Origin of the sequence: Vibrio misgurnus, from assembly GCF_029635775.1 — a bacterium.
Lineage (GTDB): Bacteria > Pseudomonadota > Gammaproteobacteria > Enterobacterales > Vibrionaceae > Vibrio > Vibrio chanodichtyis.
The window spans coordinates 48424-73206 of record NZ_CP113241.1 but is presented as its reverse complement, the minus strand read 5'-3'; the positions used below and the strand labels follow the sequence as shown (position 1 = coordinate 73206).

Here is a 24783-nt window from a genome sequence, read left to right as displayed (position 1 = left end):
TATCCCCAAACGACTTGGAGCGGTAAATAAGAAGCAAGAAAGTGTTCAGCCCACCCTGAAGTGGGCTGATTGGCAAGGGTTTAAGCGGCAATACCGGCATGACGCAGCAAGGCATCAATTTGCGGCTCGCGGCCACGGAAGCGCTTAAATAGCTCCATCGGCTCTTCACTACCGCCCATTTCGAGAATGTGGGTCAGGAAGCTGTGGCCAGCCTCAGGGTTGAAAATGCCTTCTTGTTCAAAACGCGAAAAAGCGTCGGCGGAAAGCACTTCTGCCCATAAGTAGCTGTAGTAACCCGCGCTGTAGCCACCAGCAAAAATATGGCTAAAACTGTGCGAGAAGCGATTCCACTCCAAGCTCGGCAGTACTGCGACTTTACTTTTCACTTGCGCCAAGGTTTCTAACACTTGTGGCCCAACTTCCGGGTCGTAGGTGGTGTGCAGCGTAAAATCAAACAATCCAAACTCCAGCTGACGCAAAATAAACATCGCCGATTGGAAGTTTTTCGCGGCCAGCATTTTATCCAACATCGCTTTAGGTAGCGGTTCACCTGTTTGGTAATGGCCGGAGATAAAGGCCAGCGCCTCTTCTTGCCAGCACCAGTTTTCCAAAAATTGGCTTGGCAGCTCGACCGCATCCCACGGCACGCCATTGATACCGGACACCGCACCGATCTCCACTTGAGTCAGCATATGGTGAATGCCGTGACCAAATTCGTGGAACAAGGTGGTGACTTCATCGTGGGTAAACAGCGCCGGCTTATCGCCGACTGGGCGGTTAAAGTTGCAGGTTAAATAAGCCACCGGCGTTTGCAGTTCACCACTGGCGGTGCGACGGCGCACCCGACACTCATCCATCCACGCGCCACCGCGCTTGTGCTCACGCGCATACAGATCGAGATAAAAGCTACCGCGCAGGGTGCCTTGCTGATCAAAAATATCGAAAAAGCGCACCGACGGGTGCCATACATCAACCCCTTGCCGCTCTTTAACTTGCATACCAAACAAGCGGTTAAGCACTTCAAACAGGCCATTCACCACTTTTTGCTCAGGGAAATAAGGGCGCAGCTCTTCATCAGAGATGTCAAACAGGTGCTGCTTTTGCTTTTCGCTGTAGTAGGCAATATCCCATAACTCAAGCTGGTTAACACCAAACTCACTTTGTGCAAACTGACGTAGCTCTTCCACTTCGCGCTCACCTTGCGGTTTGGCCTTGCTGGCTAAATCGTTTAAGAAACCGAGCACTTGATCGGTGGTTTGCGCCATTTTGGTCGCCAGTGATTTTTCACTGTAAGTGCTAAAACCAAGCATTTGCGCAATTTCATGGCGCAGCTTTAGTTGCTCGGCGATGATTTCACTGTTGTCCCATTGACCGGCATTCGGGCCGCGATCCGAAGCGCGAGTCACATACGCTTGATACACTTCTTGCCGCAGCGCTTGATTATCACAGTAGGTCATCACCGGCAGGTAAGAGGGAATGTCTAACGTCAGCAAATAGCCCTCTAAACCTTTGGCCTCGGCCGCCGCTTGCGCCGCCGCCAGTGCCGATTCTGGCATTCCCGCCAGCTGATTGACCTCAGTGATCTGCTTGCTCCAGCCCATAGTCGCATCCAGCACGTTATTGGAGAATTTAGAACTCAGTTCCGACATGCGTTTGCTGATTTCGCCATAACGTTTTTGCTGTTGTGCCGGCAGACCAATCCCGGACAACTCAAAATCACGCAAACTATCACTAATGGTTTTTTGCTGAGCGCGACTCAGCGTCGCAAACTCCGCACTCTGTTTAATGGTTTTATAGGCTTCGAATAGCTTTTTGTGCTGTCCAACCCAAGTGCCATATTCAGACAACAACGGCAAGCAGCTTTCATACGCTTCGCGCAATGCATCGCTGTTCAGTACCGAATTAAGATGACTGACCGGCGACCAAATACGGCTCAAACGATCATCGATCGCTTCAATCGGTGCGATCACCGTTTCCCAGCTCGGCTGCGGGTGATCCGCCACCACCTGATCAATGGTACGGCGACAATCCGCGATGGCCTGCTCAACCGCTGGCTTTACGTGCTCCGGTTTTAGCGCCGCAAATGGCGGCAGATCCGTAAAGGTAACAAGTGGATTTGACATAAATGGATTCCTGTTCAGCATCAAGGCAGGCCGCAATTCGACCCGAGGTTAATTTCATAAATATAGGTGGCAGCCTGTTTTTTCAATAGGTGAGCTGCATTGTTGAGCGCGATTCAATCCACCAACGTGGTTCACGTGCCAGCCACTCTACGATTCAGCCCGCCTTGGCGACATAAAAAAGCGCACCGCACCGCTGCGCGCTCGGTGATAAATCGGTATATAATCGAGCCAATATGTGATGTCTATTGCTGGCGGTCATTGCCTACACCGCCACTACACTACCGCTCAAGCGGATTTGAGAGCCTATTTTGTTAAGTTACCGACACAGTTTTCATGCGGGCAACCATGCCGATGTGCTTAAGCATATTGTGCAAAGCCTGATCCTGACTTCTCTGCAGCAAAAAGAGAAACCGTTCGTCTACCACGATACTCACTCTGGTGTGGGGCGTTACGATCTGACCCATGAGTGGTCGGAAAAAACCGGCGAATACAAACAAGGGATTGCCCGTGTGTGGCAACAAGAGACGACTCCAGAGCAGCTCGAGAGCTATCTCGATGCCATTCGTCAACTCAATCAAGGTGACACGCTGCGTTACTACCCAGGTTCACCACGCGTTGCACGCGCTCATCTGCGTGAACAAGATCGCATGGTGCTGACCGAGCTGCATCCGAGCGATTACCCACTGCTCGAACAAGAATTCCACCGCGATCGCCAAGTTTCAATCTATAAAGAAGATGGCTTTACCCGCCTCAAAGCCAGTTTGCCACCGCGTGAACGGCGCGGTTTAGTGCTGATTGATCCGCCGTATGAGCTGGCAAAAGAGTATCGCGATGTGGTACGAGCGATCGCACACAGCCACCAACGTTGGGCTACTGGCATTTACGCAATTTGGTATCCGGTGGTCAATCGCTGCGATATTGATGACATGCTACAAGGCTTACAAAACTTAGGCATCCGTAAAATTTTACAAATTGAGCTTGGCGTATCTCCGGATACCAATGAGCGCGGTATGACCGCCTCAGGCATGATTGTGATTAATCCGCCATGGACGCTGGAAAACCAGATGCAAACCATTTTGCCGTTTCTCCAGCAGGCGATTGCCCCAGCCACTGGCCATTACAAATTACAATGGATCGTACCGGAATAAGTCGCTATTTTGCGCAAGGCTAGTGAATTATGCCCGTGCCGCCCCGATATAAAAAAGACAACAAAAGAGAGTGAAGTGGCTATTTTGCCCACTTCACGCAAGATAATTGGAGAAAGTAATGGCAACACATTTTGACTACCTGTGCATTGGCGGCGGCAGCGGCGGGATCGCTTCTGCTAACCGCGCAGCGATGTACGGAGCGAAAGTTGCGCTGATTGAAGCGCAAGATTTAGGCGGCACTTGTGTCAACGTCGGCTGCGTACCGAAAAAGGTGATGTGGCATGGGGCGCAAATCGCCGAAGCGATGCATCTATACGCCAAAGACTACGGCTTCGATGTCGAGGTGAAAAACTTCAACTGGGCGACACTGATCGCAAGCCGCCAAGCTTACATTGGTCGTATTCATCAATCTTACGATCGGGTACTGGGCAACAATAAAGTCCAAGTGATCAAAGGCTTTGCTCGTTTTATCGATAGCAAAACCGTGGAAGTGAATGGCGAGCACTATACCGCCGATCATATTTTGATCGCCGTAGGTGGTCGTCCGACAATTCCCAATATTCCAGGCGCAGAATACGGCATTGACTCTAACGGCTTTTTCGAGCTGACCGAGCAGCCGAAACGCGTAGCCGTGATTGGCGCTGGCTATATCGCGGTCGAAATTGCTGGCGTGCTCAACGCGCTCGGCACTGAAACCCACCTGTTCTGCCGTAAACAGTCGCCACTGCGCAGCTTCGATCCATTGATCATCGATACTTTGGTCGAGGTTATGAACGCGGAAGGGCCACAACTGCATACCCATAGCGTGCCAAAACAAGTAGTAAAAGAAGCCGATGGCAGCCTGACTCTGCATCTGGAAAATGGCCAGACCTATAACGTCGATACGCTGATTTGGGCAATTGGTCGCCATCCCGCTACCGATGCAATCAATTTGGCGGCTACCGGTGTGGCAACCAATGAGCAAGGCTATATCAAAGTCGATGCGTGGCAAAATACCAATGTGGCCGGCATTTACTGCGTCGGAGATATTATGGATGGTGGTATTGAACTCACGCCAGTGGCAGTAAAAGCTGGACGTCAACTGTCTGGGCGACTGTTCAACAACCAACCAAATGCCAAGATGGATTACCAGCTGGTACCCACCGTGGTGTTTAGCCACCCACCGATTGGCACGATTGGTTTAACTGAGCCACAAGCGATTGCGCAATACGGCGCGCAAAACGTCAAAGTGTATCAATCGAGCTTTACCGCAATGTACACCGCGGTCACCGCTCACCGTCAGCCATGCAAAATGAAGCTAGTGTGTGCCGGACCAGAGCAAACCGTGGTCGGTCTACACGGCATCGGTTTTGCGGTGGATGAGATGATCCAAGGTTTTGCAGTCGCCATCAAAATGGGCGCCACCAAAGCCGATTTCGATGCCGTGGTCGCGATCCACCCGACGGGCTCCGAAGAGTTTGTTACCATGAGATAATTAAATCATCTGGTACTGAAAAACATACCTAATTCGAATCCGTATTGGGTATGTTCTTTTTTGCCTTTGCTCACGGTTTAATCATCCAAGATTTAAAGGTTCGCCAACGAAATACCAATAAGCTAATCGCAATCAAAATGTAAATGATCGCCTCTGCGACCTCTGATTTGACCGACCAATAATAATGGATAGGGGCCAGTATGACAGCCAGATAAATCCCATTATGTAGCTTTTGCCATTGAGTCCCCATACTACGCTGTATCACTCGTATAGAAGTCACCGCCAACAATAGTAAGATGACCCATACCACCATCCCAATCGTTAAGTAAGGACGTTTAATCACTTCAACAGCCAATAAGCGCCAATCTAGCCCCAAGTCGAGTACGGCAAAAGCCATCAAGTGTAAGATAGCCCAGAAAAAACTGTATAATCCAAGCAATCGACGCACTCTAAATAGCAAGCCTTGCTTACTCCATCTGGCTAAGGGAGTAATCAATAGGGTGATAAACAGAGTATTTAGAGCACTCATTCCGGTGTAGTGAATGATCGCTGGTGTAGGATCACCACCTAAACTACCAGCATTAACAGCTATCACAAGCCAGAGCAAACAACCTAATGAGATGGTATGAATCACAACTTTCAGTGCAATAATCCGCTTAGGTGTTAGCATCATTAATAAAACTTCCTCAAATCCATATTGTTGTATAAATGTGCTACTTCTTGCTCATAACCATTAAACAATAACGTCGGTTGCCTACGGCTACTCAATACATTCCCTTCACCAATAAAACGTTCACTGGCTTGACTCCATCTAGGGTGATCAACCTTCGGATTTACATTGGCATAAAAACCATATTCATTCGGAGCTAAACGATTCCATGTCGTGGGTGGTTCACGATCGACGAAGCGGATACGAACAATAGACTTGATACTTTTGAAACCATATTTCCATGGCACAACAAGCCGCAAAGGTGCTCCATTTTGTGGTGCAAGTGTTTTGCCATATAAACCAACAGAAATTAAGGTCAGTGGGTTGATGGCTTCATCTAAGCGCAACCCTTCAACATACGGATACTCAATATTGCTGAATGCGCCTTGCGCAGGGAACTGTTTTGGATCGTAGAGCGTTTCAAATGCGACATATTTAGCGCTGCTTTTAGGATCCACCATCTTAATGATGTCAGCGAGAGGAAATCCAATCCATGGAATATTCATTGACCATGCTTCAACGCAACGTAAGCGGTAAATTCGCTCTTCTAGTGCAAATTTCTTAAAGATATCCTCGTAATCGAGTGTCAATGGATTATTGACTAAGCCATCAATTTCAACTTTCCAAGGGTCTGCAATAAATCGGGATGAGTTTTTAGCAGGATCAGATTTACCGGTACCAAATTCATAAAAGTTATTGTATGTCATAACCTTACTTTCCGGCGTAAGCGCTAGATCAGCTTGATATTGTGCTGGCTTCGCGGCGAAAAGATTCGTTCTATTATCTAAAACAGGTTTTTCATTTGCAGAAAAAAAATCCAGAATTCCAGCTTGGGTATTAGCCGCAATTGGCATACCAACAACTGCAATCCCTAACTTTTTGAGTATTTCTCGACGCTCTTGGTAGACGGATTCTGGAGTCACTTGATTATCAGACAGGGTCCAGCGGTAATTCTTCTTAATCCACATAAATTTCCCCTACTACTATTTCCGTTTAGGTAGACAGCAAATACGTGATATTTTGCTTTAATATGGACCATATAAATCAATATTTGTTTCATAAATCAGGCCATTCATTCACGCGGAGAATAAATTATCATCCTAACCGCTTGTCCTCCCACTTATAAATCTGACTTCACGCACAGCACATTGAGCAGTGACGAGCCGTTTAGCGGATTGACTTTGCCGGTCGCAAATAGCCCTTTGCGGCCTTCTCCCCAGTAGGGAAGTTGCACTGGCCAACTCTGCGCTTGCATCTGCTGGGTATTGAGTAAGGCTGACCACTCTTGCTCGCTTGGTAGGCGCATGGCAAGCTGCTGGCACACACTTTGTGCTGCAGCATAATCAAGCCGATTCCACGCTAAATCGTGTTCCATATAAAATGGCACTTGTGGGTTGCCGGTATACGGCAGTGCAAAGGTTTGACTGCCGACTTTGATTGACTGGCGTAGCACAAAGTCGTTATTTGCCGATGGGCGAGGCATGCTATTAAGTTTGGTGAGTGACTGAGTGCTCGTCGCGGTCGGAGCGGAGATTGGCTTATTGGGCGGCGTGCTGAGTGATTGATTGACCGGAGCTGGTTGGCTCACCGCCTGAGCTACAGTGGGCGTTGCACTGCGCAACTCTTTAGCTTGCCGCACTGGCTGTGGCGCAGTGTTTTTGATCACTTGACGTATAAAAGCTTGTTCAAAACTAGCCAGTTTTTTTATCTGTTTTAACTCCTGACTGGCGACACTAAAATCGTGGTAAGGGCCAATTAAGCAGCGCGAGCCTGGCGCCTCGGGTTTTAGCCAAATGTCGGTCGAAATATGCTGATAGAGGGTTTTAACGCTGGCAAGCGGCATTGGCTGGCTTAGCATGCCACACTGGATCCAAAACAGAGAGCTCGCCGCTTGTGGTGCTTTTCCCCATAATCCCTCACCAATCGGGCACGCCGGATCGAGCACTGGCAATTGATTGATCGCCGCTTGCTGCGCTTCACACCAATATTCGCTACTGGCAAACCCGGTCAGCGGAGCGAGCAATAGCCAAACCAAATTTAGCTTGCGGTATTCCATCCATTTCAACATCCACTGCTCTCCTCATCATTGATCACCCATCGCCTTTGCCCTACGCCATCGCTGCACAGCTTGAAGGGCATCGGTACCGAAAATAGATGCAAAAACAGTGCAAAAAACCGCCGAGCATTCAGCTTCGGCGGCGAGTTTATCAAGAGTTTGTGAAGCTCATCGATTCGGCAGGCTTAGCCCTTATAAATTTTTGGGTTAAACACATCGCGTAGCCAATCACCGAGCAGATTAATCACCAAAACCAGCAGCACCAGCACTACCCCAGGAAAAGCGGTGATCCACCATGCGCCGGAAAAAATATAGCTAAAACCGATGCTGATCAGCGAGCCTAAGGAGGGTTGATCAACCGGTAAACCGAGGCCAAGGAATGACAACGCGGCTTCTGACATAATCGCATTGGCTACTTGCACAGTTGAAATCACTAATATCGGCGATAAACAGTTCGGCAAAATATGCCGAAACATGATACGCGGCGCTTTAAAGCCCATCACGCGCGCCGCTTCAACGTACTCCTTTTTCTTTTCGGCCAATACCGAGGCTCGCACAGTACGCGCGTATTGCGGCCATTCGGCAATGCCGATGATCACCACCAACATCACCACCGCATATTGGCCGAAAAATTCGCCACCAAAGCTGGCTTTAAAAATTGCCGAGACAATGATGGCCACCATCATGGTGGAAAATGAGAGCTGAATATCGGCAAAGCGCATCAAAAAACTGTCAATCCGACCACCGAAATAGCCTGCCGACAGGCCAATCACAATGCCTAACGCCAGTTGTAAAGCGACCGCCAAAAAACCGATGGTTAACGATAGACGTGAGCCATACAAAATCGTCGAAAAAATGTCACGCCCTTGCTCATCGGTGCCAAGCAGAAAATGTGCTTCGCCCCCTTCCATCCAGGCTGGCGGCAATTCAGCATCCATAATATCGATCGCCGATAGATCGTATGGATTAGTCGGTGCCAGCCATGGTGCACCTAAAGCCACCACCACAAATAATAGAAAGACGCTAAAGCTACCGATCGCGACTTTATCGCGCATAAAATAATACAAAAAGTCCGACTGCTGAAAGCGCTGCCAGCGAGAAGGAGCACCAGATACTGCACTCATCATTACGCTCCTTTGCCCGTGAGATTGACGGTGGGGTTAATCAGACCATACAGCAGATCAACAATGGTATTGGTCACTACGAAGATCAGCCCGACAAAAATCACATAAGCGGTGATCAGTGGCGTATCGACTCGATTAATCGCCTCTAGAAATAGTAAGCCGGTTCCCGGCCACTGAAAGACGGTTTCGGTCAAAATGGTGTACGCCACCATAGTGCCAATTTGCACCCCACCGACGGTTAATACCGGCAGCAAGGTGTTTTTCAATGCATGCTGGTAATAGATTTTATTGAGTGGCAAACCTTTGGCTTGGGCAAATTTAATATATTCCGAACCAAGCACTTCCAACATTTCCGAACGTACTAATCGGATAAATAGCGGCAACATGATTGAGGCTAAAGCGATTGAGGGCAGCACCAAATGACGTAGGCCATCGAGCGTAAAAAAGCCCGATTGCCATCCCAAAACATTGGCCGTGGCACCGCGCCCATAAGAGGGCAACCAACCCAGTTCAATCGAGAAGACGTACATCAACAAGATGGCGGTCAGAAACACCGGGATCGAAATCCCAATACTACTCCCTGCCATAATGATTTTAGTTATCCAGCTTTTAGGGTGAATTGCTGAATAGACGCCAAGTGGGATGGAAAAACACACAATGATCAGCGTGGCCCCAAATACCAATTCTAGGGTGGCCACCAACTTATCCAAAATGACATCCAACGCAGGGCGCTTAAAGAAATATGAGGTCCCTAAATCACCCTGAACTGCCGCGCTAATAAAACGCGAGTATTTAACCATGAACGGATCATTGAGCCCTAAGTGGTCACGCAATGCTTGGCGTTCAGACTCTGAAACCGATTGCCCCACCAACTCACGCAATGGATCACCGAGATTATCCTGAATGGCGAAGGCCACCAAACTGATCACCAACATCACTATCAGTGCCTGATACAGGCGCTTGACCAGAAACGAAAACATTCCCTGCCCCTTTCATTTTTATATTGCTATACCCTTCCGACTTGGAACTGCAGCGCCAAGTCGGAAGGGTATATTTTATTTTTATATCGATTGATTACGCGCTAGATCGCGGCGCGATCAGACGCGCCAATGCTTGAAACAGGCATCGGGTACTTTGCTGCCGAGAAGACCACCAAGTACCCGACGACACACTGCGCAAGAGTCAACTAAGCGAGATGTGTCAGCGCTGATTACTCTTTCACCACCAGATCACCAAAATAAGGGAAATCCATCCCATTGATGATCGGAGCGATGTCGAGTTTGGTTTTCGCTGCCCAAGAGGGATCTTGGAAGTGCAGTGGTACGAAGGCCGCTTCGTTATATAAGATCGCCTCCACCTGCTTGAGCATTGCGCTGCGTTTGGCAAGATCGGTTTCGGAGTTGGCGGCATCAACCAGCTTATCCACCTCGGCATTCGAGTAATAACCACAGTTGTACTGACCTTTACCGGTATTGGCGTCACGCGTCATAGTCAAAAACTCGGTAAAGTTGGCCGAATCTTCAGTATCAGGATGCCAACCTATCATCAGCATATCGGCGGCACACTTATCAAACTCTGGCCAGTATTGCGCTTTAGGTAAGGTTTTTAAATCGACTTTGATGCCAATTCGCGCCAGCATTGCCGAGGTTGCTTGGGCAATTTTCTCATCATTTACGTAGCGGTTATTCGGCGCAATCATGGTCAGATTAAAACCCTGCTCATAACCAGCCTCTTTCATCAGCTGCTTGGCTTTCGCCAGATCAAAGCGTGGCTTGAGGTTTTCATTGTAACCGGCATAACCAATAGGACTTTGTTGGTTGGCCACTGTCGCCGCACCTTTCATCACTTTGTCGACAATCCCTTGGGTATTGATCGCATGCACAATCGCTTGGCGTACACGCACATCTTTCAAGGCTGGGTTGCTATTTTGGTTCATTTGGAAAGTGATCACGCGCGTACCTGGCATAGTAAACAGCGCTACGCCTTTGGCGTTTTGGATGCGTTGGTAATCATTAGGCGCGACAGGAGCAATCATATCCACCCCGCCAGACAACAGTGCAGCAACCCGAGTCGCATCTTCTTTGATCACCGAGAGAGTTAGCTTGTCGACATTGCCTTTTGATGCGCTATCCCAGTAATTGGGATTACGTTGCAGCACCAGATTAATCCCTTGCTCACGACTGCTCACCATAAATGGGCCAGTGCCTGAGATATGCTCAGAGGCGAAGGAGTTACCATGCTTGACGATTTCGGCTTTATCTTTGCCATCAGCCGTCAAGCCGGTATAAAACTTACTGTCCATCGGGAAAATATAGGTCGCCACGTTTTCAATCAGCGGATAAGTGCCAGCGGTTTTGATTTCAATCGTGTAGTCATCGACTTTGGTCAGCGCGACCAGCGGCTCAAAAATACCTTTAAAATCCGCTGACTGCTTCAAGCGGTTAAAGGTCCACACCACATCATCGGCACTAAAATCATTACCGGATTGAAATTTGACCCCTTGACGCAAGGTAAAGCGCATGGTTTCGTTATCAATACGCTGCCAAGATTGTGCTAAACGCGGTTCGAACTCCATAGTCTGCGTGAAACGGATCAGCGGATCGAGCACCATGTGCGAAAGCTGTAATGTGGCACCAGAGAGCTGCTCATGGGGATCCATCGAGACTGGGTCGGAATCATAAGCGACGGTAATATCCGCCGCCAAGCTACCAAAACTCAAGCCAGCCGCGATCAAGGCCAACGTTAGTTGGTTTTTTATGGTTTTCATTGCATAACTCCTTATGCGGGAATCCAATCCCTTGTTGATTGTGTTTGCTTCTGTCACTACCGCCAACCAAACGGCATGGTTGGCGAAATTTAACGGCTATGCTGCCGTTGTCGTTTCACGTAAGCCTGTAAATTCAGGCATTAAGGAAATCAATTTTTTGCTGTACTCATGCTGTGGATCGGTAAACAGTTGCTCAGTCGGTGCAACTTCCAACAGCGTGCCCATCTGCATCACTCCGACGCGATCACACATCTGACGGATCACTGGTAAATCGTGGCTGATAAATAACATGGTCAGATTCAGCTCATCTTGCAAATCTTTGAGCAAGTTCAGAATTTGCGCCTGCACCGAGACATCGAGCGCCGAGGTCGGTTCATCACAAATCAGTAGGCGTGGACGGGTCGCTAAAGCGCGAGCGATAGAAATTCGCTGCCGCTGACCACCAGAAAATTCATGGGGGTATTTTAATCCTGCCATCGCGCCTAAACCGACATGCTCAAGCAGATCGTTGACGATGTGCCGCGTTTCACTTTCACTGTGCGTCAGTTTATGAAAACGGATCGGTTCAGCGATGATGTCGAAAATTTTCATGCGCGGATTCATTGAGGTATACGGATTTTGGAATACCATCTGCATTTGACGCCGTAAAGGGCGGCGTTGGTGTTCCGATTTCAGCGCAGTTAAATCAATCCCTTCAAAGCTCACTCGCCCGGCATTGGGTTGGTACAAGCCGGCGATCACTCGTGCAATGGTTGATTTTCCTGAGCCAGATTCGCCGACTAAGCCAAAAGTTTCCCCTTCATGGACTTCAAAACTGACATTATCGGAGGCTTGTACGTATTCGCGGCGGCTGGCGAATAAAGAATCCTTAGTGATAAAACGCAAGCTCACATTATCCACTTTGAGTAGCGGGCCACGATATTGGCGCTGATCTTGACTCTGCCCTAGCCAGTGATTTTTCACATCTAAAGGCTGCAATTGTTGCGCTTGCTCGATGTAACTCACGAGTGGAAAACGATCCAACTTGCGATCAGAACGCGGCACTGCTGAAATTAGGCTGCGAGTATAAGGGTGCTGTGGTGTGCCCAGCACTTTGCCAGTGGGGCCAAACTCGACCAAATCACCACGATACATCACCGCAACGCGATCGGTTACATTCGACACCACGCCCATATCATGCGTCACCAACATACAGCCGACATTGTTTTGCTTACATAGCTCACGGATCAGGGTCAAGATTTGGTCTTGAATCGAGACGTCAAGCGCGGTGGTTGGCTCATCAGCGATGATCAGATCAGGCTCACCCGCCAGTGCAATCGCAATCACCACCCGTTGACGCATACCACCGGAAAATTGATGCGGATACTGTTTGAGGCGGTTTTCGGGTTGGGGGATGCCAACTTGCTGCAACAAAGATAATGCACGTTGATAGGCTTGCTGATCACTCACCTGCATGTTGGCATGAATGGTTTCGGTTAATTGCTGCTCCACCGTAAACAGTGGATTGAGTGAGGTCATCGGATCTTGAAAAATAAAGCCGATTTTGCTGCCACGCACTTCACGCATCGCTTGGGGCGATAAACCGGAAATTTTCTCACCGTTTAAATAAACTTCACCGGCCGCAATAGAACCTGGAGGACTAAGCAGATCAATCACGGCATTGCCTACCGTTGATTTCCCAGCCCCAGATTCACCCACCACTCCAACAATTTCACCCGCTTGGATATCCAAAGTGAGCGATTTGACTGCGACATGCACCCCATGCCGCGAAGGGTATTCAATTCTAAGATTTTTAACTGCTAAAAGTGACATTCCATCAGACCTCTACCGCTGAGGCAATTTTGCCCTGTCTGAAGCACATCAGCGCATAACTGAAACTGATGTGCATTTGCATCCATTCGAATCAGAATTATCTTCTGACGATTTACAAGCCTCTCAATTTGGCAAATCTTGCGCGTAAAAGCAACAAAGCTGGGGCAAAAAAACGCCAACTCTAGCTAAAGTGCAATATGAAGAGATCAAGACAAAGGAACTGCCGGCCGATTTGCAACTGAGGGCAATGGCGTTTAGCCAAGCTAATACCAGCCAATCACTGCGTATAAAGTCGAGTTAAATTTGCGATAGATAAAATGCAAAAAGCCCCAGCAGATGCTGAGGCTTTGAAAAGTGGTCGGTGAAGAGGGATTCGAACCCCCGACCCTCTGGTCCCAAACCAGATGCGCTACCAAGCTGCGCTATTCACCGAGTTAATTTTGCTTAAGCTCTACACTTAAGACTGGAGATAATTGACTATCACCAAAATAAATGGGGTGGCTAATGGGGCTCGAACCCACGACAACCGGAATCACAATCCGGGGCTCTACCAACTGAGCTATAGCCACCACTGAAATTTGTAATAACCGCTTGCCTGCCGTTATTTAAGACCACGCATTTGCCTAATCTTGAAATAAGTGGTCGGTGAAGAGGGATTCGAACCCCCGACCCTCTGGTCCCAAACCAGATGCGCTACCAAGCTGCGCTATTCACCGACTTAAATTTTGCTTAAGCTCTACACTTAAAACCGGAGATAATTAATTATCACCAAAATAAATGGGGTGGCTAATGGGGCTCGAACCCACGACAACCGGAATCACAATCCGGGGCTCTACCAACTGAGCTATAGCCACCACTGATATTTATTACCGATATTCCCCAGGCGATTATGGCGCGCCCGAAAGGATTTGAACCTTCGACCTTTGGCTCCGGAGGCCAACGCTCTATCCAGCTGAGCTACGGGCGCATGCCCTATCGGCGGAGTGGAATAATACGTAGATCACCTAAGGGCGTCTAGTGTTTTTTTTAGTTTTTTTACTGATTGGTGCCTTTTTCATCAGGCGTTTGCTGCTCTTCTGTTGGTTAAGAGGGTGATTCACGGCGGGAAGATGGTATTTGCAGGTTTGTTGCAACATATTACCGCGCTATACTCAATTTACTTTTCACATCTACTTAACATTAATAATGTGAAATTTAAGCTGGAAAAAGGATGGGTAAGCCACACTTACCTTAATTATGTAAAGTGAGTTTAGATATGTTGCGAACACTCTTTAACCTGCTGGTGATAACGCTTGGTTCAGCGCTGTCAAGTGGCACATGGGCGATAACCGATGCCGATAAACATGCGATTGCGGAGCGGATCAAACCGGTTGGCAATGTTTATCTGGCCAGTAGCGAACCGACCCCAGTCGTGGCCACGGGTCCACGCGATGGTGCGACAGTCTACGGCACCTTTTGTATTGCTTGTCACTCAACTGGCGTATCAGGTGCTCCTAAAATCGGCAGCGCTGCCGAATGGGGACCACGTATTGCACAAGGTAAAGAAGTGCTAAAAAATCATGCACTGCATGGCTTTAATGCTATGCCGGCCAAAGGTACCTGTGTCGATTGTTCGGATGCTGAAATCGTAGCGGCGATTGAACATATGATTGCTGGGTTGTGATCAACTGTACTCCACAACCCAGCCAGTGGCGACTCTCTCACTTACTGGATTTTCCAATCGATAACCAGTTGCGATTATTTCTTAAACATCGCGCGTAAATTGGCAATATGTGCTTGGCCCTTGGCCATGCGCTCTTGTTGACTAACCGGCTTTTTCTTGAGCTCCCACTCAATATCATCTTGTGGTAATTCATCCAGAAAACGGCTGTGCTGCGGCTTGATCAGCTCACCAAACTGGCGACGCTCTTTACACACCATAAAGGTCAGCTCACGCTGTGCACGAGTGATGCCGACATACATTAAGCGGCGTTCCTCTTCGACATTTTCCTCATCGATACTGGTTTGGTGCGGTAAAATACCCTCTTCCGCCCCCATCAGATACACGTAAGGAAACTCCAACCCTTTTGATGCGTGCAGCGTCATCAATTGTACAGCATCGCTATCATCGTTCTCTTCACCGCGCTCCATCATGTCACGCAAGGTCAAACGCTGAACCACTTCTTTAAGGGTTTTCGGTTGTTGATCCGGGTTATCGCCGGACAAGTCGGCCACAATCCATGAATAAAGATCAGAGACGTTTTTCATGCGCATTTCCGCCGCTTTAGGGCTCGCAGAGGTCTCATACAACCAGTCTTCATAATGAATATCACGCACCAATGCGCGCACGGCCTCGACACTATCACCGCGCTGTGCATTATCGGCCACCGCCACCAACCACTCGCTAAAACGGCGTAAATTATCGAGTCCACGCCCAGTGAGATGCTGCTCCAAACCCAGTTCAAAGCTGGCCGCCAGTAGGCTCTTACCACGCATATTAGCGTAGCCGCCGAGCTTTTCTAAGGTGGCAGGGCCAATCTCGCGCTTTGGGGTATTCACGATACGTAAAAATGCATTATCATCATCAGGATTCACCAGCACTCGCAGGTAAGCCATCATGTCTTTAATTTCCGCTCGCGCAAAAAAAGAGGTGCCGCCCGATAACTTATAGGGCACTCGGTTTTGGGTGAGCGACTTTTCAATTAGGCGCGATTGATGATTACCCCGATACAAGATTGCGTAATCGCGATATTCGGTACGGTTGAGAAACTTATGCGCGATAATCTCTGCGGTAACTCGCTCTGCTTCATGATCGTCATTGTTGGCGAGAATAACTTTGAGTTTTTCACCCTCGACCAATTCTGAAAACAACGCTTTTTGATAGACATGCGGGTTATTGGCAATCAAGATATTCGCCGCACGCAAAATACGCCGCGTTGAGCGATAATTTTGCTCCAATTTGACCAATTTTAAATCGGTAAAATCTTCACCTAACAACACTAGGTTTTGTGGCTTGGCGCCGCGCCATGAGTAGATCGATTGGTCATCATCACCGACCACGGTTAAACGGCCACGCTCCCCTACCAACAGTTTTACTAATTCATACTGGCTGGTATTGGTATCTTGATATTCATCGACTAACAGATAGCGGATCCGATTTTGCCAACGCTGGCGCACTTCTTCACTACTGCGCAGCAGCAATACCGGCAGTAAAATCAAATCATCAAAATCTAGAGCGTTATAAGCCAGCATCTGTTTTTGATAACGTTCAAAACAGTGCGCAAACAACTGCTGCTGTTCGCCTTGTGCCCGCGCCATCGCCTGCTGCGGGGTGAGCATGTCGTTTTTCCAATTGGAAATTGTGCTCAGCAGTTGGCGCAGCAAGTCTTTATCGCCATCGAGCTGCTTTTCAGTCAACTCTTTGAGTAGTGCCAGCTGATCTTGATCATCAAATAATGAAAACCCCGCTTTTAAGCCCAGTGCTTTGAATTCACGGCGAATAATATTCAAACCTAAGGTGTGAAAAGTGGAGACCATTAAGCCTCGTGATTCCGCTTTACCCAGCGTTTGTGCCACACGATCTTTCATTTCACGCGCCGCTTTATTGGTAAAGGTGACCGCCGCAATATTGCGCGCTTTATAGCCACATTGCTGCACCAAATAAGCGATTTTATTGGTGATAACCCGCGTTTTGCCCGAACCCGCCCCTGCAAGGACTAAGCATGGGCCAGAAACATATTTGACCGCTTCATCTTGTCTTGGGTTTAACTTCATAGCGATCTCAATCCTATTTATTCAGCCGCTCATCATAATCTGCTCACCTCAGATCACCAACAAAGAAACCATCTGCATTAAATTTTGCTGTACAAGTGTATTGCAAAACAGGGGGGGTTAGCCGCTATAATAAGCAAACGTTCACTGGCTGATAAACCTGATGCCTCAAATTAGTCCACAGCTCCGATGTGGCTAATGCTTATCGAGACATTATGCGTAATAGAGTACAGTATGACCGTTTATCAATAACTTGTTGCTACGCAAGGGAACTAGAGTAGAAAATGTGTGCCCAAGTCGAAGGTTATTCGACCAAGGAAAACCACCGCAGGGATTGTTCAAACCTCTCGACCATCATTTTCGGTGCTGAGTTTTGAAATCGCTGGCTCTTGCTTGTTTGTCAATACGCTTTAGGTTTTATCAACTGGATGATTTGGCTCTCGATGCTATGATTGAATCTAGTTGTAATGCTATTACTCAACACTAATTTGGAGTTCGCACCAGAATGAAAAAGTGGACATTCTTTATGTTGCTTATCGCGATCCTGCTGTTCGGCAGTGTGATAGGTTTCAACCTGTTCAAACAACAGAAAATTGCCGAGTACTTGGCCAATCGTCCTGAATCCGAATTTCCGGTGACAGTAACCACCGTTAACTCCGTTGATTGGGTGCCAGTGATTGAAGCAATCGGCTTCATTGAGCCTAACCAAGGTGTAACTCTAACCAGCGAAAGCTCTGGCGTAATTAGCCAAATTCTATTTGAATCAGGCACTCAGGTGGCAAACCAGCAACCACTGGTGTTACTTGACTCTTCGGTGGAAAAAGCCAACCTAAAAAGCTCAGAAGCTCGTCTGCCAGCCGCCAAGGCGAAATATGAACGTTACAAAGGCTTATTTGCTAAGGGCTCAATTTCTAAAGAAGCGTACGATGAAGCAGAAGCGAACTACTACGCGTTGGCTGCTGACATTGAAGGCTTGAAAGCCAGCATTGCGCGCCGCGAAATCAAAGCACCGTTTGCCGGCGTGATCGGGATCCGTAACGTGTTTTTAGGCCAATATCTACAACCTGGTACCGATATTGTTCGTCTGGAAGATACCAGCGTGATGCGCCTGCGCTTCACTGTGCCACAAACCGATATTTCGCGGATTTCAATGGATCAGGAGGTCGATATCATCGTCGATTCTTATCCACAAGATTCATTTAAAGGTTCAATCTCTGCGATTGAGCCAGCCGTTAGCGTGCAGAGTGGCTTAATCCAAGTCCAAGCGGATATCCCGAATAGTGATGGTAAGTTACGTAGCGGTATGTTTGCCCGCGCTAACATTATTCTGCCGAAACTAGAGAACCAAGTGACTCTGCCACAAACTGCCATTACCTATACCCTGTATGGTGACAATGTTTACCTGGTGGCCGAAGAAAATGGTGAGCAACGCGTGCAGCAACATGTGGTAAAAGTCGGCGAACGTTCAGAGTCAATTGCGCATATCCTGGAAGGTGTAAAACCGGGCGATGTAGTAGTCACTACTGGTCAAGTTCGTCTAAGTAATGGTGCTAAAGTTCGTATTGTCGAAAGTGATGCGACCAAAGTACCAACAGAAACCCCAATGCTGTAAGCGGAGGCATCATGCGCTTTACTGATGTTTTTATAAAACGTCCTGTTTTAGCGGTATCGATCAGCTTTTTGATTGTGTTGCTTGGTCTGCAAGCCATTTTCAAAATGCAGGTGCGTGAATACCCTGAAATGACCAATACCGTAATCACGGTAAGCACCAGTTATTACGGTGCCAGCGCTGATTTGATCCAAGGTTTTATTACCCAGCCATTGGAGCAAGCCGTCGCACAAGCCGATAATATTGACTATATGACCTCACAGTCGGTGTTAGGCAGCTCAACCATTACGGTTACGATGAAGCTCAATACCGATCCTAACGCTGCATTGTCAGATGTATTAGCCAAAACCAACTCAGTGCGCTCGCAGTTGCCTGGTGAAGCAGAAGACCCAACGGTCACCATGTCAACCGGTTCAACTACCGCAGTGATGTACATTGGTTTTACCAGTGAAGAGTTATCTTCTAGCCAGATCACTGACTACTTAGTGCGAGTGGTTAACCCACAGTTTTATGCGGTGAATGGTCTTTCCAGTATCGACCTGTATGGCGGTATGCAATACGCACTACGTGTCTGGTTAGATCCAGCCAAAATGGCAGCACTTAGCCTATCAGCATCTGATGTGATGAGTGTGCTTAATGCCAATAACTACCAATCCGCGACGGGTCAAGCGATTGGTGAATTCGTGCTATATAACGGCAGTGTTGATACCCAAGTTTCCAACGTAGAAGAGTTGGAAAATCTGGTGGTTAAGGCAGAAAAAGGCAACGTGACCCGTCTTGGTGATATTGCCAAAGTCACCTTAGAAAAAAGCCATGACTCTTATCGGGCCAGCGCCAACGGTCGTGAAGCGGTCGTTGCGGCAGTCAATGCGGCACCAAGTGCCAACCCGATCAATATTGCCAAAGATGTGTTGGAGATCCTGCCTGAGCTACGCAAAAACATGCCAAGTAATATCCAAATGAGCGTGTTGTATGACTCAACAGTTGCGATCAACGAATCCATTCATGAAGTAATCAAAACCATCATTGAAGCTGCCATTATCGTACTAATCGTGATTACCCTGTTCTTGGGTTCTCTGCGTGCGGTACTGATCCCGATTGTCACTATTCCACTTTCTCTGATTGGGGTGGCAATGGTAATGCAGATGATGGGTTTCTCTTGGAACTTGATGACTCTGCTCGCGATGGTGTTGGCTATCGGTCTGGTGGTTGACGATGCGATCGTGGTGCTAGAGAACGTTGACCGCCATGTCAAAGAAGGCGAATCACCTTTCCGTGCTGCAATCATTGGTACCCGCGAGATCGCCATCCCTGTTATCGCCATGACGCTGACCTTAGGTGCGGTGTATGCTCCGATTGCGTTAATGGGCGGCATTACCGGTGCGCTGTTTAAAGAGTTCGCGCTCACTCTGGCCGGGGCGGTGTTTGTCTCTGGTATTATCGCGTTGACTTTGTCGCCGATGATGTGTTCAAAAATGCTCAAGGCTAATGAAGCCCCAAACAAATTTGAACTAAAAGTACACCATCTGCTCGATCGCATGACGGCACGCTATGAAGGTATGTTACAAGCGGTTATGGCTCATCGCCCAGTGGTGATTGGTTTTGCGTTGATCGTATTTGCTAGCCTACCTATGCTGTTTAAGTTTATTCCAAGTGAATTAGCTCCAGCAGAGGATAAAGGGGTATTGATGCTGATGGGTACTGGCCCGTCAAATGCGAACCTCGATTATCTGGCTAATACCATGGCGGATGTCAATGATATCCTGTCCAACCAGCCTGAAGTTCAGTTTGCGCAGGTATTTACCGGTATTCCAAACTCCAACCAAGCATTAGGTATCGCTTCTATGGTGCCGTGGAGTCAACGGCAAGCCAGCCAAGCCGAAGTGACCAACCGAGTTGGTACTTTAGTACAAGACATCCCTGGCATGGCGGTCACTGCTTTCCAGATGCCTGAACTTCCAGGGGCAGGCTCAGGTTTACCGATCCAATTTGTGATCACGACACCAAGCAACTTTGAAAGCCTATTTACCATCGCAACTGATGTGCTGACCGAAGTAAAAACCAATCCAATGTTTGTTTATTCAGATCTTGATTTGAACTTCGATTCAGCGACCATGAAGATCAACATTGATAAAGATAAAGCCGGTGCTTACGGTGTGACCATGCAAGATATTGGTATCACTCTCAGCACTATGATGGCGGACGGTTATGTTAACCGTATCGACCTCAACGGCCGCTCTTACGAAGTGATCCCACAAGTGGAACGTAAATGGCGTCTCAATCCAGAATCAATGAACAGCTACTATGTTCGCGCAGCCGATGGCAACGTGATCCCGCTTGGTAGCTTAGTAACTATTGATGTGGTGGCAGAACCTCGCTCTTTACCACACTTCAACCAGCTCAACTCAGCCACCGTCGGTGCTGTACCATCACCGGGTACTGCAATGGGCGATGCGATCGACTGGTTTGAAAATCTCGCCAGCAATAAGCTACCGAAAGGCTACAGCCATGATTACATGGGTGAAGCACGTCAGTATGTGACCGAAGGCAGCGCGCTATATGCGACCTTTGGCCTGGCATTGGCGATCATTTTCTTGGTATTGGCGATTCAGTTTGAATCTCTCAAAGATCCACTGGTGATCATGGTTTCGGTGCCGCTGGCGATTTGTGGTGCATTAATCGCACTCGCTTGGGGTACGGCCACCATGAATATCTACTCACAAGTTGGTTTGATCACCTTGGTTGGTTTGATCACCAAGCACGGTATCTTGATTTGTGAGGTCGCCAAAGAAGAGCAGTTACATAACAAACTGAATCGTATTGATGCAGTCATGCATGCAGCCAAAATACGTTTACGTCCGATCCTGATGACTACCGCTGCGATGATCGCCGGTCTGATCCCGCTGATGTACGCCACTGGTGCTGGTGCGGCTCAACGCTTCAGTATCGGTATCGTGATTGTTTCAGGCTTGGCCATCGGTACTCTGTTTACTCTGTTTGTACTGCCAGTGATTTACAGCTACTTGGCTGAAAAACACAAACCACTGCCGATCTTTGTCGAAGATAAAGATCTTGAGAAATTGGCACGGATGGATGAAGTGAAAGCGGCACACCGTCAGCTGTAATCCAATCTCCCATCACCCACTCACAAAAGGCCATTTCGATGGCCTTTTTTATTGCCGAATCTAACGACATTGTCGGCTGAATTGCATAGAATATTGCCAACCTAACAGGAGTAATCAGTATGTTTGATGCGAAAAAACTCGAGCAGATCGCCAAGCAAATTCATGAAGCGATGCCACAACCGGTCAAAGAATTAGGCGCAGATGTAGAACAGAAAGTACGCCAAGTCATCCAAGGCCAACTCAACAAACTCGATGTCGTCAATCGAGAAGAATTTGATGTACAAACCCAAGTATTATTGCGCACTCGCCAAAAGCTTAGCGAGTTAGAACAAAAAATGGCTGAGCTTGAAGCCAAACTCGCCGCTAAATAAACACGCTAAACACACCGCCAACTTTAGCTAGTAGCGTATACAAAAAAGGCTTAGTCAGTAGACTAAGCCTTGTTGGTTTTTCTTATATGGTGTTGTTGTGTTTGCTGGCGGAAAACCGATAACGAGATTAATCACCCACCGCGATACGCTGCATATCTTTCATATAACCGCGCAGCTCTTCACCAATGTACTCGACCGGGTGATTACGAATAACGCTGTTGACTTCAATCAGAGTGGCATTATCGACTTGATTTGATGTGCTAGCCAAACCTTTGCCAATCACATCGACACCTACATTGGGCATGAATTGCTCACGCAATAGTGGTACTGCGATGTTCGCAAACAGATAATTACCGTATTCCGCCGTATCAGAGATAACCACGTTCATTTCATATAAGCGTTTGCGAGCCACAGTATTAGCAATCAATGGCAGCTCATGCAAAGATTCATAGTAAGCCGACTCATCAATAATGCCTGAGGCAGTCATCGCTTCAAACGCAAGCTCAACCCCTGCCCGCACCATGGCAATCATCAAAATACCGCGATCAAAATATTCTTGCTCAGTAATTTTCACATCGCTCGCAGGGTAGTTCTCAAATGCAGTTTCAGCGGTGGCAGCACGCCAGCCAAGCAGTTCCTTATCATCATTGGCCCAATCCGCCATCATGGTACTGGAAAAGTGGCCAGAAATAATGTCATCCATATGCTTGTTATACAGCGGACGCATTAAGTCTTTGAGCTGTTCAGAGAGTTCAAACGCTTTAATTTTGGCTGGATTAGAGAGACGATCCATCATATGGGTAATGCCACCAAACTTTAGTGCTTCGGTAATCGTTTCCCAGCCAAATTGCAGCAATTTACCGGCATAACCAGGTTCGATACCCTCGGCCAGCATTTTCTCGTAACAAACGATTGAACCTGCTTGCAGCATGCCACACAGAATGGTTTGCTCACCCATCAAGTCTGATTTCACTTCTGCCACAAAAGAAGACGCCAAACAACCTGCACGATGGCCGCCTGTTGCAGCCGCCCACGCTTTAGCGATTTCCCACCCTTCACCTTGTGGATCATTTTCAGGGTGTACCGCAATCAGTGTCGGAACACCAAAACCACGCTTATACTCTTCACGAACTTCTGTGCCAGGGCATTTTGGCGCAACCATCACTACGGTAATATCTTTACGGATCTGCATGCCTTCTTCCACGATATTAAAACCGTGTGAATAGCCGAGCGCCGCCCCCTGCTTCATCAGTGGCATCACCGCATTGACCACACTGGTATGTTGCTTATCAGGGGTTAAGTTAATCACCAAATCAGCATCAGGGATCAGTTGTTCGTAACTGCCCACTTTGAAGCCATTATTTTTAGCATTTTTGAATGACTGACGCTGCTCATCGATCGCCGCCTGACGCAAGGCATAGCTAACATCTAAACCCGAATCGCGCATATTCAGACCTTGATTCAGTCCTTGCGCACCACAGCCCACAATCACAATTTTCTTACCAACCAGATAATCCGCTGCGCTGGCAAACTCTTCACGAGCCATAAAGCGGCAGCGCCCCAGTTGATCCAACTGTTCACGCAGATTCAGTGTATTGAAATAGTTTGCCATGTGGATGCTCCTTAATAAGTGATTCCGTTAAGTCGGTGTGATATGACCGAATAAACTCATACTAAGTGAGCGACAAGATTGCATAAAGTGATATATTCACAACCAAGTATTGCAATAAATGCAACATTGGATTGTGTTATGAACATCAAAACGTTACAGATTTTTATCCATCTGTGTGACAGCAAAAACTTCAGTCATACTGCAGCAGCAATGCATCTGAGCCCTTCTGCTTTAAGTCGACAAATCCAAAAGCTTGAACAGGATTTAAATCATACACTATTTCTGCGTGATAACCGCAGCGTCGAACTGACTCCGATTGCCCATCAATTACTTCCCGTGGCGGTGCGTATGATTAATGATTGGCAACAATTCAGCACCCAGCTCAATGAGCATGGCCAAGAATTACGTGGCGAAATAAAACTCTTTTGCTCTGTCACCGCAAGCTATAGCCATCTACCGGATCTCCTCAGCGCATTTCGCCTCCAGCACCCTTATATTGAGTTTAAATTATTGACCGGTGATCCCGCGCAAGCCATCGATAAAATCCTACATGATGAAGCGGATATTGCGATTGCCGCAATGCCAGAACAGTTGCCAAATCGAATTGAATTCGCAACCATCGGTGAAATTCCACTCTCGATTATCGCTCCGCGTGGTAGCAGTAGCTTTAGCGATGAGTTAAAAAAACAGCAGCCCAGTTGGCATGAAATTCCATTTGTGATTCCAGAATCCGGGACAGCTCGTGAACGAGCGAATGCTTGGTTTAAGCAAATGAAGATTAAACCCAATATCTACGCACAAATCGCAGGCCATGAAGCGATTGTCAGCTTAGTGGCTCTAGGGTATGGGGTGGGAATCGCGCCAGATGTGGTGATCAACAACAGTCCTGTTCGAGATAAAATTCAGCGCTTAAACTTTGTGCCAATCAATCCCTTTAAACTCGGAGTTTGCTGCAAACGCTCGCAACTAGATAATCCCCTAGTTCAAGCATTATGGCGGGTAATTTCAACTAATCAAAAGATTGTGAATTAAAAAAACTGAGGGAGCATCTAAGGAAACCGAGTTCTCAGCCACTAATCATAATCCATAAATTAAAATTGAAT

17 protein-coding genes, 5 tRNA genes and 1 pseudogene are annotated in these 24783 nt (G+C 47.8%); 8 read left to right on the top strand and 15 right to left on the bottom strand.

Annotation, left to right across the window (positions count from 1 at the left end; translation table 11 throughout):
* Positions 1 to 80: 80 nt before the first annotated feature.
* Positions 81 to 2123: an oligopeptidase A gene (prlC, locus tag OOK74_RS00335; RefSeq protein WP_278182854.1), complete on the bottom strand. Its 2043-nt coding sequence runs from the start codon at positions 2121 to 2123 to the stop codon at positions 81 to 83.
* 308 nt (positions 2124 to 2431) lie between these two features.
* On the opposite strand from prlC, the gene OOK74_RS00330 reads away from it, so the two are divergent.
* Positions 2432 to 3271, top strand: a complete 840-nt coding sequence (locus OOK74_RS00330; RefSeq protein WP_278182853.1) for a 23S rRNA (adenine(2030)-N(6))-methyltransferase RlmJ — start codon at positions 2432 to 2434, stop codon at positions 3269 to 3271.
* A gap of 118 nt (positions 3272 to 3389) precedes the next feature.
* Complete coding sequence (gene gorA / locus OOK74_RS00325; protein ID WP_278182852.1) at positions 3390 to 4745, top strand: glutathione-disulfide reductase; 1356 nt, start codon at positions 3390 to 3392, stop codon at positions 4743 to 4745.
* A gap of 70 nt (positions 4746 to 4815) precedes the next feature.
* Here gorA and msrQ read toward each other — a convergent pair whose 3' ends face one another.
* The 12 genes from msrQ to OOK74_RS00265 all read right to left on the bottom strand — a co-directional run bounded on the left by msrQ (position 4816) and on the right by OOK74_RS00265 (position 14180).
* Positions 4816 to 5418, bottom strand: coding sequence for a protein-methionine-sulfoxide reductase heme-binding subunit MsrQ (gene msrQ, locus OOK74_RS00320; protein WP_278182851.1), 603 nt, complete (start codon positions 5416 to 5418; stop codon positions 4816 to 4818).
* A complete protein-coding gene (gene msrP, locus OOK74_RS00315) occupies positions 5418 to 6422 on the bottom strand; it encodes a protein-methionine-sulfoxide reductase catalytic subunit MsrP (RefSeq protein WP_274723583.1) in 1005 nt (334 codons plus the stop codon). Before msrP ends, msrQ begins: the two co-directional genes overlap by 1 nt.
* Before the next feature lie 152 nt (positions 6423 to 6574).
* A complete protein-coding gene (locus OOK74_RS00310; protein ID WP_278182850.1) occupies positions 6575 to 7522 on the bottom strand; it encodes an SPOR domain-containing protein in 948 nt (315 codons plus the stop codon).
* 173 nt (positions 7523 to 7695) lie between these two features.
* Positions 7696 to 8634 (bottom strand): ABC transporter permease, encoded by a 939-nt coding sequence (locus tag OOK74_RS00305; RefSeq protein ID WP_278183242.1) that lies wholly within the window; start codon positions 8632 to 8634, stop codon positions 7696 to 7698.
* Between the two features lie 2 nt (positions 8635 to 8636).
* Positions 8637 to 9614, bottom strand: coding sequence for an ABC transporter permease (locus OOK74_RS00300; protein ID WP_166013951.1), 978 nt, complete (start codon positions 9612 to 9614; stop codon positions 8637 to 8639).
* A gap of 230 nt (positions 9615 to 9844) precedes the next feature.
* Entirely contained in the window at positions 9845 to 11401 is a 1557-nt protein-coding gene (locus OOK74_RS00295; protein ID WP_278182849.1) for an ABC transporter substrate-binding protein, read from the bottom strand.
* A 96-nt stretch (positions 11402 to 11497) separates the two neighbouring features.
* A complete protein-coding gene (locus tag OOK74_RS00290; RefSeq protein WP_278182848.1) occupies positions 11498 to 13213 on the bottom strand; it encodes a dipeptide ABC transporter ATP-binding protein in 1716 nt (571 codons plus the stop codon).
* Positions 13214 to 13568: 355 nt separating this feature from the next.
* Positions 13569 to 13645: transfer RNA gene (locus OOK74_RS00285), tRNA-Pro, on the bottom strand.
* 61 nt (positions 13646 to 13706) lie between these two features.
* Positions 13707 to 13782 (bottom strand) — tRNA-His (locus tag OOK74_RS00280).
* Positions 13783 to 13852: 70 nt separating this feature from the next.
* Positions 13853 to 13929 (bottom strand) — tRNA-Pro (locus OOK74_RS00275).
* 62 nt (positions 13930 to 13991) lie between these two features.
* Positions 13992 to 14067, bottom strand: a tRNA-His gene (locus OOK74_RS00270).
* 36 nt (positions 14068 to 14103) lie between these two features.
* Positions 14104 to 14180 (bottom strand) — tRNA-Arg (locus OOK74_RS00265).
* Between the two features lie 288 nt (positions 14181 to 14468).
* Between OOK74_RS00265 and OOK74_RS00260 the strand changes: the two genes are divergently transcribed.
* Positions 14469 to 14876, top strand: coding sequence for a c-type cytochrome (locus OOK74_RS00260; protein ID WP_277208460.1), 408 nt, complete (start codon positions 14469 to 14471; stop codon positions 14874 to 14876).
* A gap of 74 nt (positions 14877 to 14950) precedes the next feature.
* Here OOK74_RS00260 and rep read toward each other — a convergent pair whose 3' ends face one another.
* A complete protein-coding gene (gene rep / locus OOK74_RS00255; RefSeq protein ID WP_278182847.1) occupies positions 14951 to 16966 on the bottom strand; it encodes a DNA helicase Rep in 2016 nt (671 codons plus the stop codon).
* Positions 16967 to 17154: 188 nt separating this feature from the next.
* Between rep and OOK74_RS15055 the strand changes: the two are divergent.
* The 4 genes and pseudogenes from OOK74_RS15055 to ubiK all read left to right on the top strand — a co-directional run.
* A pseudogene (locus OOK74_RS15055) lies at positions 17155 to 17450 on the top strand (TetR family transcriptional regulator); the annotation flags it as partial.
* An 18-nt stretch (positions 17451 to 17468) separates the two neighbouring features.
* Positions 17469 to 18575 carry an efflux RND transporter periplasmic adaptor subunit gene (locus OOK74_RS00250; RefSeq protein WP_274723589.1) on the top strand — a complete coding sequence of 369 codons (1107 nt, stop codon included), beginning with the start codon at positions 17469 to 17471 and terminating at the stop codon, positions 18573 to 18575.
* 11 nt (positions 18576 to 18586) lie between these two features.
* A complete protein-coding gene (gene vexB / locus OOK74_RS00245) occupies positions 18587 to 21697 on the top strand; it encodes a multidrug efflux RND transporter permease subunit VexB (protein ID WP_278182846.1) in 3111 nt (1036 codons plus the stop codon).
* 119 nt (positions 21698 to 21816) lie between these two features.
* Positions 21817 to 22068, top strand: a complete 252-nt coding sequence (gene ubiK, locus OOK74_RS00240) for a ubiquinone biosynthesis accessory factor UbiK (RefSeq protein WP_166013958.1) — start codon at positions 21817 to 21819, stop codon at positions 22066 to 22068.
* Between the two features lie 127 nt (positions 22069 to 22195).
* Here ubiK and ilvC read toward each other — a convergent pair whose 3' ends face one another.
* Positions 22196 to 23680 (bottom strand): ketol-acid reductoisomerase, encoded by a 1485-nt coding sequence (gene ilvC, locus OOK74_RS00235; RefSeq protein WP_278182845.1) that lies wholly within the window; start codon positions 23678 to 23680, stop codon positions 22196 to 22198.
* Between the two features lie 138 nt (positions 23681 to 23818).
* On the opposite strand from ilvC, the gene ilvY reads away from it, so the two are divergent.
* A complete protein-coding gene (gene ilvY, locus OOK74_RS00230) occupies positions 23819 to 24712 on the top strand; it encodes an HTH-type transcriptional activator IlvY (RefSeq protein ID WP_278182844.1) in 894 nt (297 codons plus the stop codon).
* Positions 24713 to 24783: the final 71 nt, after the last annotated feature.